The sequence below is a fragment of the Nostoc sp. genome (assembly GCF_036917465.1).
In the GTDB taxonomy this organism is placed as follows: domain Bacteria; phylum Cyanobacteriota; class Cyanobacteriia; order Cyanobacteriales; family Nostocaceae; genus Nostoc.
Map to the genome: position 1 here is coordinate 1 of NZ_JBALDL010000011.1, position 11,037 is coordinate 11,037.

Genomic DNA, 11,037 nt, shown 5'->3' on the forward strand with positions numbered 1-11,037 from the left:
TCCTTGGGTGTCAGCACAATGGCGTTCAACTTGAACGGTTTCAACTTCAACCAATCAATCATTGACTCTGAAGGTCGTGTAATTGCAACTTGGGCTGATGTAATCAACCGCGCTAACCTGGGTATGGAAGTAATGCACGAGCGTAACGCTCACAACTTCCCTCTAGATTTGGCATCTGCTGAAGCTGCTCCTGTAGCTCTTTCTGCTCCTGCTATCAACGGTTAATTCTGAACTATTAACTAAGTAAGAAAGCGCTCTCCCAGATTGGGAGGGCGCTTTTTTGTTTTGTTATTTGAGTGTGCGGTAGTGTAAAAACAACTCACTCCCAACCTGACGAGTTTCGATGAGTTGCAGATGAGGAGCAGCATTGGGAAGAAAACCCTCTCCCTCAACTGGGCTAGGGGCATTCTTTCCTCCATAAATGACGGGCCAAATTGTCAGCCACCAATCGTCAATTCTCCCAGCCTTTGCTAGAGCAGCTGTTAAAGAACCGCCTCCCAAAGCTACGATCTTGTGAATACCCCGCTCTGCCATCAAGCTGTAAGCCCGATCCCAGTCTAGGTTTGTATCTCCCAAATCAATTAATTCAGCCAGTTTTTGCAAGGTTGTTGCATCAGAATTGCGCTCTAAACCAGTTCGTGTTGTGAATATCCACCGCTCAATATCTTGACTTAAAAAAGGTAAGTCCAGCGATAGGTCAAGGGAACCAGAGACAATGCAGGTAATCGGCTGGGGAGACTGACCGCGAACCTCACGTGCTGCTAACAGTTCGGGATTGCGAATTGTAAAGCTTACTCCTTCAGCCCGAATCGTCCCTGCTCCTACCAGGATTAGATCGGCAAGTGAGACTTGATACTCCACGTGTTCTTGATCGGCTGCATCTGAATCACGGGGTGCTTTAGGATCTACGGCGCTGATCTTTCCATCGGCCGTCATTGCAAGAACCACAGTTGTTTGGATAGCTGACATGATTACGTTCTGACGGTTATTTATAATTTTACCTTTTTGAATCCTTTATCATGAACAGTTATTGCATTGTGCTTTAAGTCACTTTTCAAGCTATTGCTTAAGGTGGTAAAAGAATTGTTGTTGGATGATTGCCTCTACACAAGAGTCTAGCAAGAGTAATTTTTACCTTTAAGAGATTGTCATGCCCAAACACATATCTGCAATTGTAGTTATCTTAATTTTAATTTTGGGGTTTATATCTCAAGTTCAAGCTGCAACTCCCCGTTCAAGTTGGGTGGAGAATGAAATTTACCAATACAACCATCCCTTTGCTTCTCAATTGCCTCAAGAACTGGCAACAAAGATGCAAAAGATGACAGCTAGCGCCTTCGCCTTTTATCGGGGAACAGATCACATTTTTTATCGTGATATGCAGACGCTGCCAAGTTCAGGTTTTGTAAATTCTTCAACCTCAGCCATTTGGCTAGAAGGAGATATGCATCTGCAAAATTTTGGGGGGATGAGAGATAGCAATGACAACAACATTTTTGACACCACTGATTTTGATGAAGGCTATCTTGGCCCTTACGTTTGGGACTTGCGACGGATGGCAGTCTCCATTCTCTTGGCTGCTAAAGAGAATGGTCTTAGCTCAAGTGATGCTCAGGATATTGTGCGTAATTTCTTGGATGCTTATCTGAATAAAATGAGCGACTTTAAGGGAACCAATGATGAACTATCATACCGTTTGGAATCCAGCAATACGAATGGTGTAGTCAAAGATTTGATTCAAAATGCATCAGGTAAGAGCCGTTCTAGCTTGTTAACTAAGTACACTCAGCTAAATAACAGTAACAATAGAGTCTTTCAGGCAACCTCGGAACTCCAGCCTGTATCCAGCAGCACCTATTCAGATATTGCTGGAGCTATGAGCAGCTATATCGCCTCAATTCCTAGCAGTAAGCGCTATAACAATAGTTACTACACCCTCAAAGATATTCGCCTCAAATTAGGTTCAGGTACTGGTAGTCTTGGTAAGTATCGATATTACTTGCTCATTGAAGGCCCAAGTTCAGCAACTGACGACGATCGCATTTTGGAGATGAAGCAGGAAGGTAGTAGTGCAGTTGCGATCGCAGTTCCAGGTCTGCTGCCAACTTCAGTTTACGGAAACCAAGAAGGGGCGCGGGTAGCAATCGCCATGAAAGCGATGCTCTCCAATACCGATCCCTTGGTTGGCTACATTACAGTCAATAGCATCCCCTTTATGCTGCATGAAAAATCACCCTACCAAGTGGATTTTGACTATACGTTACTAACCACTAAGTCAAAATTCATGGATGCGATGGGATATGCAGGGAAGGTAGTTGCTAAAAACCATGCCATCTCTGATAAAGACTACGATGCTGCGATCGTTTCTGTAAGTGCGGACAAAGAAGTGACTGATGTTGTGGGCGGTAACAAGTCTGTATTCAAAGACGAAATTGTTAACTTTGCCGTAGACTATGCAACTCAAGTCGAGTATGACTACACAAGTTTTGTCAATGCTTATAACCAAGGAGTGAGACTTTACTAGAAGACCGATTCAGTATTGAAAAATTTTTCTCATGGGTAAGACAAGGGAAAAATTTGTTGAATAATTCTCTCTTGTCCTACCTCAAATCAGACATTGAAATTTTAGAAAGTATTGAGCCAATGAATTCACCTGCGGCACATCCGCTAATTGATGAGGTGACATTAACCACCGTTGTTCGTTGTTTACTTGACAGTAAAACTGCCACTTTGGGGCAATGGCACGCTGAAGCGATCGCTCACCACATTATTAATAACGTCACAGCCGGTTTGCAGCGCATCACTGGTATTGCTAGCGATCGCACCAAACAATTCTCTTGGTCAGTAATTCTGAAGATTTTGCACCTTCAACCAAAGAATGTTGGCTCTATTTTCAATTCCTCTGAAGACCCCACACACTGGAATTACTGGCAGCGCGAGGCGTTGATATATACATCAGGAATCCTCGATAATTTGAGTAGCGACTTAGTAGCCCCCCGTTGTTTCGCTATTACAGAACCATCTGCTAATGTCGTCTGGCTGTGGCTGGAGGATATTCAGGGCAGCCCCGGCAGCACTTGGTCTCTGGAACGTTTCGGGGTGGCAGCCCATCACCTTGGCTATTTGCAAGGAAGCTATGTAATGGCACGAGCGTTACCTTCTCAGCCTTGGCTAAGTCGTGACTGGCATCGAGCATGGGTGTCCAATATTGATAATACTGCTTTAGAAGCGTGGCGAGAACCGACTGTATGGCAGCACCCACTACTAAAAGAGATATTTTCCCCAGATGTAGGCGATCGCGTGATGGACTTGTGGAGCGATCGCCACATCTTCCTCGACGCTGTAGACAAAGCACCCTCTACACTCTGCCACTTTGATATTACACCTAACAACTTGTTTTCTCGGCGTAACGCTTATGGCGATGACCAAACTGTTCTGATCGATTGGTCTTTTGTTGGCTATGGTGTTCTGGGAGAAGACATCATAAATTTGGTGCTGGATAGCATTTTTTTACTGTTCGTCGATGGTTCATCACTGATCCCCTTAGAAAAACTTGTGCTTGAGGGTTATTTAGCAGGGTTGCGTTCTGCTGGCTGGAATGGGGATGAGCGTGTGGTGCGCTTTACTTATGCTGCTGTAGCGGCACTTCATTTTGGTCTAATAGCAGGGAGATTATTAAACCTAGTACGCAACGAATCTCGTTACAACTGGCTAGAGCAGCGCTTTGGGCGAACTTTTGACGAAATTATCAGATCGAGAGCGATCGCCATTGCTCATGCCTTAGAACTAGCAGACGAAGCCCGATTATTGCTTCGCTATTTGTAATTATTTAATCTGCTTTCTCAATAATTCTGGAATCTGAGAAGGGCGTTCAGCTACTGGAACTTGCGCTTCTTTTAAAGCAGCTAATTTACTCTGGGCTGTGCCAAAGTTAGGATCGCGTCCGATAACGGTTGCTAAAGTCCCAGTTTGCTGCCAACTCTTTCCGGGTGGCGCAAGTCTTCCTGCAATGTAGGCAATTACTGGTTTATCAATTGCCTCAGCAATGTATCGGGCTGCTGCTTCTTCACTACCACCACCAGGTTGACCGACTAAAACGATCGCCTCTGTAGTTTCATCCTCATCCAGAATTTGCAACCATTGGAGAAATGAGGAACCGACGATCGCATCACTACCAATACTGACACTAATTGACTGACCCAAATCGGCTTTTGTTAATTCGGAAGCAACTTCATAAGTGAGAGTGCTACTGCGACTAACGATCCCCACTGGCCCAGGAGTATAAAACTCGCTAGGTTGAGTACCCAAAAGAATTTTTCCCGGCACAATGATCCCCGGACTGTTGGGCCCGATTATCAATGTTTCACAGGCTTCGGCTTTGCGGAGTAATTGCACCATATCCAAAGGTGGCACGCCAGCAGTGATAATAATAATCTGGCTAATATGAGATGCGATCGCTTCTAATGCCGCATCTAAAACGTCGTAAGGATCTACACAGATAATTGTTGTATCAATTGACCCAAATTTTTCTATTACTTCCTCTACTAAGTCAAATACAGGCAATCCATGCAGTTCCTGTCCGCCACATCCCGGATTGACACCAGCTACCAAATTCGTGCCATAAGCTTGCATTTGAGCAACATGAGTGCCTGATATAAATTCACAAAAGCCTTGAATTAGTACTTTACTTTCTGGCGTTAGGTTCATAAAAAATTACCGTAAGTTTGACAACCAGTAGAGACGCGATTAATCACGTCTGTACAAGAGAGACGCGATTCATCGCGTTTGTACAAGAGTTTGGAGTTATAAGAATTTTTCTGCCATGCCCCATGCCCAATGCCCAATGCCCAATGCCCAATGCCCAATTAACAATCACTACTTTTTATTAGCAGTTGGTTTAGCAAGACGAACTGCTGCCGCCACTGCCTCATCTAAATTTTCTACCACGAGTAGCGCATCGCTATGGGTTTTCAGTGTTGCTAAATATTTTCTAGGAGTATTAAATTCAGAACCAGCAAGACGGACAACTAAGGGTTTAAAATTCCGCTCTTGCCGACTTTTACTGCCATTAGAACGTACAACCTGTGATTCAAGTTCACTATCTTCTTGCTGTACAACTCTGGCTATAACTTCAATTACTTCCTTAGTTTGAGGAATGCTACCCAGAAAGTTAATTAAAATTACTTGAATGCCTTTGTCAGCCTCCAGGATTTTCAGACCGGTTTCTAGGCGATCGCGGAAGGTCGTTGGTGTAGTATCTGTGAGGAAAGCATGACGTAGATTTAAACAAACACCTGGATTGCCACCAGCATTGGCGACTAAATCCAAAGTTGCCATTACTGAACCAGTACCATTACCTAAAATACCAATTTTACCATGCATTTTTACACCATTCCAGTCACCTAAAATACCGTTGATTTCAGTACTGGTATTACGGCTGATAATTTTTGCCGCGATCTCCGCGAGATCGGGATGACGCTTGATTGCCCGTTCGTTGATCCTGACTTTACCATTAAGAGCCATAACTTGACCATTAGCACTGACTGCCAAGGGATTTATTTCGACTAAATCCAGGTCTTTTTGCACAAATAAGTGGTACATCTTTTCCATAACGCTGCTTACCGACTGCATCAGCGTCCCCTGTAAACCCATTTTCAAAGCCAATCTTCGTGCATAAAATGGCGAAAATTCCTGTTCCACCACAACATGGTGCATTTTTTCCCCAGCCGATTCCCAATCGATATCTGCTTCTTTGCAACCTAAAAGTACTGGTCGGCAGACAGCAGTATCTAAAACTACCGCAAGATAAAATTCCTGGTTCGCGTCGTATTGAGATTCTGCCAGCACAACTTCTGGCAATTCGCCCCATATTGGTAGATTAAAGATATTTTGCGCTGCTGCGATCGCATCAATTGTCGTTTCGGCAAACCTGACTCCACCCGCTTTTGCCCGTTCTGCTCCATGTACTTGAGATTTCAGTACAATTGGAAAGCGAATTTTTAAACGTTTCAAATCTGTAGGATGGTCAATGCGTTGGGAGGGCAATACCGGAATGCCTATCTTCCCAAACCATTCTTTAACTTGATACTCTAATAAATCCATTGATACACCTTATATTGACACTTTCCAAGCTGTTGGTGAGTGCTGTCTTAATATTTTGCAGCACTTTTATTTCAAAGTTAAGCTTTCGGCAGCTATAAAAATTTATTTTTCATTGATAGATTTTATCGAATTCAGCAAATAAGACATATTGATTTTGATAGCCAACCTGTTTGGGACAGAGTCACAACACGTAATTAATCTCCTCGGTAAGTTTCCCAGCATAGAAGATAACTACCGTTTCTGTCAAAACCCTCTGGCTTAGTATCGTTTCCTTAACCTTTGGATAATTTTTTCACAACTGCTCTGCAAAATCATAGTTGCAGAGCAGTTGTTACTGTGAATTTAATTGTCGCAAAATAATGCCGTGAGAATACCCAAAAGGTTTATTATTCCCATTTTTATTTGTAATTTATATCTGAAGACAGATTATTTAATTTTGTATCTTGCGCTGTGAAAATGTAGCAGTGCGAACAATAACTGCTTTTTTAATTTTTGGGGAAAAGTCAGAATTTGTGTTAGAAAGTTGGTCGTTCAGATTTTCAGGCTGTGGTTGGTTAAACTGTGCATTTGCATTCAACAAAACTAAAAAGTTCATTTCATCCTCTTAAAAATAATCAAAACAATATAGAAGTTGAGCGGAAAAGCTCTATGAAAGTAGTAGTCCAGCAGGAAGATTTACAGCTTTTAGCCAAAACTTTGCAGGAACAATTGCTTGTAGAAGTTTCATCAGTTGAAGTCTTCGAGGTTAAGTGCGCCGTCAATAAAGACGGATTAATGATTTTAACGCAACATGAACCAGATGTAAGAGTTGATACTAAAATAATCTTTGCAGTAATTGAGGAAGTACTTCAGTCTCTAACACCCCACAGAGAGCAGCAAGTACAATGTTTCCTCAGAATCTTTGGTGAACAACTCCCTTATGCCAAATGTTTCTTGACTCTGAAGCAAACGGAGGTATTTGGGGGTGGGGAAGTAGGGGAACCAGAGGAGGAATACTTTTCTCCCATTTCTTCATCGGCTCTAACTTATTCTCCATCACTTGATGAGACTGAGGAAGAGGAACCGTTTGACCCGTTTGCAGATGCACCGAATTTACCAACTGCAAAGCGAACATTTCAAATCAAACCCATATTTCTGGGTGCAGCTTTGATGGGAATGATAGTTTTAGGTGGTGGTGCTTACTTATTGACTCGCCCTTGTGTGATGTCTGAGTGTAAAGAAATACAAAATGCCCAGCAATTAAAAACAAAATCTCCGCAATTGATGCGTCGTGCTAAGTCTGAAAAAGAATTAGCTGCTGTACAACAGCAACTTGCTACAGCCAGTACAGCCCTAAATGTAATTCCTAGTTGGTCGCCCCGTCACCAGGAGTCGGAAGAACTAAAAACAAGTTTGTCTGGACGGTCAGAAAAAATCAACCAGGTGGTCAAGGCTTTGCAGACGGCATCTTTGGCGACACAAAAAGTTCAAAATCCTGCATCTAGTCTAGAAGAATTACAAGCTAGACAACACTTATGGCGACAGGCTATAGCCCCACTAGAAACTATAAGTCCCGATAGTGAACTTTATGGGCTAGTACAAGGTAAATTACTTAATTATCGTGTCCGTTTGCACGCCGTAAATCAGCAGATATTTATTGAGGAAAAATGGCTAAAAAAACTCACAGCAGCAAAAGCTGTAGCTAGTGCAGCCGAGAAGCAGGAAGCTACTGCTAAATCTTTGAATGATTGGGAAAAGGTTCGGTCTACCTGGTTGGTGGCGATTAATGCTTTGAATAGCATTCCGCTAACTAGCACTGGATACCAAGAAGCCCAAAAGCTGTTGGTAGATTATAAACCTAAGTTAGTATTAGCACGCGATCGCGCCACTAAAGAACAATTAGCTCTTAAAACCTACCAACAAGCCCGTATCACCGCCAACCAAGCCAAACTATATCAGCAACAAAACCAATGGCAAGCAGCAGCGACATACTGGGATCAGGCTTTGCAAACTGCTAAAAAAGTTCCCCAAGATAGCTTGTACTACACTCAGGCTCAGTCTCTGATTGAACCCTATTCAGCAGCCCTAAAACAAGCACAAGAAAAAGTACAAGTTGTTAGTAGTTTCGAGCAAACCCGCACTGACTTGAATAAAACCTGTATTAATGGAATTCGGATTTGCACCTTTAGCATAGACAATGCAGGAATTATTGTCCGGCTAACCCCTGAGTATGACCAAGTAAGGCAAAATAACTTAGCTAATCCTTATTCTGAAAATTCTAGTACTGCTATTGACGTTACTAATCACTTGCAAATCTTAAGGGAAGCCTTAGCTGTAATTGCTGAAAATGCCAATCTGTCCCTTTTCCTCTACGATTCTAAAAACCAGGTAATTTATACGCGGACTTTGGGCGGGTAATGTATAGAAGTAAATAGTCTACTTATAGTATGCTTAATATCAGGTTCCATAAAAGAGCCGATAGAGTCGTAATTTATTGGAGCGTAATTTATTTATGAAACAGCGCTTTTATATGTTGTGCAGTGTTTGCGGGATCTCCCTGTGTTTAGTAACTGCTACCACTAATGTCCAGGCTCAATCTATCTAGAATGGCCTCATGCAGAAAGGCGGGACAGTACTAATTGCTGGCGTAACGACAAAGCCTCCACCTCCTCCACCAGAGTTTATACCTGAAGTAATTGTGTAGTTTTGGGCATTGCTTTTGCTGCTCATTAAGACGCAACTATTACTTACTTTCCACATCAAGGCAAACGCATCTAAAGTATAAAAATTATTTTATAGCAAGGATTTGGGCGTTTGTTCAAGGAAGACAGGAGGCAGAGGGTAGTTTTCCTCTAGTAAAACTGCCCGACCTCGCTACCCCTACCCTAATCCCCTACTGATTTGCTCCTCCTACCTCCTTTAATTTTCTTTATCGGAAATTAAAGGGCTTAAGACCCCAACCATATACGTAGCAAAACTTTCAGCCGGAGTTTAAGAGGATGTCTGAGAAGTATCAAATATTTATTGATCCCCCCTAACCCCCTTTAAAAAAGGGGGAATAAGAGTGTCAAAGTCCCCCTTTTTAAGGTTTAAGAGGATGTCTGAGAAGCAGCAAATATTTATTGATCCCCCCTAACCCCCCTTAAAAAAGGGGGAATAAGAGTGTCAAAGTCCCCCTTAAAAAGGGGGACTTAGGGGGATCTCTAAGCATTCGGTGTATATAAAAAAATTTTCAGACATCCTCTAAATCGCCGTCTGAAAATGTCTTCAATTTTGAATTTTGAATTGTTAAGAGTGCCTTTTAACTCTGACGGAGTGAATGGCTTTACTAGTCAGGTTGAATAGACGATTCAAAGTCTTTCAACAAGAGCCATGAGGTATTGGCTCTTGTTGAAATTTGCTCGTCAGCCCTAATAATCAAAACCTTAAAGCAATTCAGTAGAACAATATAAAGTTTTGTTACACAATGCGTAATTCTTAGAAATCAACCTGAAAGACTCATTGACAGTAACTTTTTTAACTTAGGGGAAAAGTCATGAATGAAAAGATCGATCTTAATCTTACTAAGGCAAAACAATCTTCTGTAGAAGAAGAGATAACAGAATCTAATGATAGTAAAACAGATGATATTACCCTTAATAAGTTAGAAAATGACCTCATGCCGGAAAGCAAAGCAGTATTAATTGCTAAAGACCCAGGAATGAACCCTCCGCCTCCTCGACCAGAGTTTATGTCTGAAGTAACCGTATAGTTTTGGGCATTGTGCTCATCAAGACGCAACTATTAGTTACTTTCCACATCAAGGCAAACGCATTTTAAGTATAAAAATTCTTTAATAGCAAGGATTTGGGTGTTTTATCATCTCGGTTATTTTTTCTTCAATATCCTTGCCTAGTAAGAGTTTTATAAATTCCGTGCGTTTGCCCTCCTTCCACTCGCTCAAGATTTCATGTTCTAGTTGACTCGTAATTTTGGTTCTACCGCTTCTTTTATGGTGGAGCCACTAAACTTATTATCAAATAATGCACATGTAAATCATGAAAGCCTTTTCCTATAAGCTTTTAAAGCTGTCAAGCAACAAGTTTATAGTATTAGGTTTCATAAAAAAGCCTATAGAGCCATAATCTTTTCGTAATTTGTTTATGTTTATGAAACAGCGCTTTTATATGTTGTGGAGTGCTTGCGGTATCTTCCTCTGTTTAGCAACTGCGACCACTAATGTCCAGGCTCAATCTATTCAGATAGATGGAACTACTCCAACCACACCAGACACATGTACTGGAACTTGCAATATTGGGGGTGGGCTTCAACGTGGCAGCAATCTTTTTCACAGTTTTTCTCAATTTAATGTGGATGCAGGAGCAACAGTTCTATTCGTTGATCCGGGAGTCAAAAACATTCTGACTCGGGTAACAGGGAATCAACCTTCCAATATTCTTGGGACATTAGGCGTATCAGGAGGTAAAGCCAACCTGTTTTTGATAAATCCTAATGGGATTATCTTTGGAGAGAATGCCAAGCTACAAGTTGGGGGGTCATTTGTAGGAACTACAGCTAATGCTATTCAATTTGGCAATCAGGGCTTCTTTAGGGCTTCTGCTTCTGAGGTTCCATTATTGACAGTCAATCCTTCAGCCTTGTTTTATCAAAGTGCTAACGGATCAATCGAAAACAGATCAAATGTATTAGTAGGACAAAATTCAATAGGCTCAAATGTATATGGATTAAGGGTTCCTGATGGACAGAGTTTGCTACTTGTTGGCGGGGAGGTGAATTTAAATGGAGGAAGATTAAACGCTTTTGGCGGTCGAGTGGAATTGGGAGGATTAGCTGATAGAGGAGAAATAGGGTTAGATATTGATAATAACTCACCGTTCGCGTAATAGGATTTGACTAAGAGGAATTATCGACCAAATGACCATAAATATCAGGTGATAGACCAAGTAAACAAATAAT

General features: G+C 41.9%; 9 protein-coding genes and 1 pseudogene. 6 read left to right on the top strand and 4 right to left on the bottom strand.

Translation table 11 applies throughout. The features are described from left to right. Window positions 1-225: pseudogene (locus tag V7K38_RS02220) on the top strand (photosystem II q(b) protein); the annotation flags it as partial. A 63-nt stretch (window positions 226-288) separates the two neighbouring features. On the opposite strand, the gene V7K38_RS02225 reads toward V7K38_RS02220, so the two are convergent. Next, a complete protein-coding gene (locus V7K38_RS02225) occupies window positions 289-969 on the bottom strand; it encodes a RibD family protein (protein ID WP_334855101.1) in 681 nt (226 codons plus the stop codon). Between the two features lie 181 nt (window positions 970-1,150). On the opposite strand from V7K38_RS02225, the gene V7K38_RS02230 reads away from it, so the two are divergent. Further along, complete coding sequence (locus V7K38_RS02230; protein ID WP_334855102.1) at window positions 1,151-2,524, top strand: DUF2252 domain-containing protein; 1,374 nt, start codon at window positions 1,151-1,153, stop codon at window positions 2,522-2,524. Window positions 2,525-2,580: 56 nt separating this feature from the next. After that, the gene (locus V7K38_RS02235; protein WP_334855103.1) at window positions 2,581-3,825 is read left to right on the top strand and encodes a phosphotransferase; all 1,245 of its coding nucleotides are present in this window, start codon (window positions 2,581-2,583) and stop codon (window positions 3,823-3,825) included. On the opposite strand, the gene V7K38_RS02240 is transcribed toward V7K38_RS02235, so the two are convergent. The 3 genes from V7K38_RS02240 to V7K38_RS02250 form a co-directional block, all read right to left on the bottom strand. Then, window positions 3,826-4,707 (bottom strand): succinate--CoA ligase subunit alpha, encoded by an 882-nt coding sequence (locus V7K38_RS02240; protein WP_334855105.1) that lies wholly within the window; start codon window positions 4,705-4,707, stop codon window positions 3,826-3,828. A gap of 168 nt (window positions 4,708-4,875) precedes the next feature. After that, window positions 4,876-6,102 carry a succinate--CoA ligase subunit beta gene (locus V7K38_RS02245; RefSeq protein ID WP_334855106.1) on the bottom strand — a complete coding sequence of 409 codons (1,227 nt, stop codon included), beginning with the start codon at window positions 6,100-6,102 and terminating at the stop codon, window positions 4,876-4,878. 430 nt (window positions 6,103-6,532) lie between these two features. Further along, a complete protein-coding gene (locus tag V7K38_RS02250; protein ID WP_334855107.1) occupies window positions 6,533-6,697 on the bottom strand; it encodes a hypothetical protein in 165 nt (54 codons plus the stop codon). 53 nt (window positions 6,698-6,750) lie between these two features. Between V7K38_RS02250 and V7K38_RS02255 the strand changes: the two genes are divergently transcribed. The 3 genes from V7K38_RS02255 to V7K38_RS02265 all read left to right on the top strand — a co-directional run bounded on the left by V7K38_RS02255 (window position 6,751) and on the right by V7K38_RS02265 (window position 10,964). Further along, complete coding sequence (locus tag V7K38_RS02255) at window positions 6,751-8,499, top strand: hypothetical protein (RefSeq protein ID WP_334855108.1); 1,749 nt, start codon at window positions 6,751-6,753, stop codon at window positions 8,497-8,499. Window positions 8,500-9,616: 1,117 nt separating this feature from the next. After that, window positions 9,617-9,832: a hypothetical protein gene (locus V7K38_RS02260; RefSeq protein WP_334855109.1), complete on the top strand. Its 216-nt coding sequence runs from the start codon at window positions 9,617-9,619 to the stop codon at window positions 9,830-9,832. A 397-nt stretch (window positions 9,833-10,229) separates the two neighbouring features. Continuing rightward, window positions 10,230-10,964 carry a filamentous hemagglutinin N-terminal domain-containing protein gene (locus tag V7K38_RS02265; protein WP_334855110.1) on the top strand — a complete coding sequence of 245 codons (735 nt, stop codon included), beginning with the start codon at window positions 10,230-10,232 and terminating at the stop codon, window positions 10,962-10,964. Window positions 10,965-11,037: the final 73 nt, after the last annotated feature.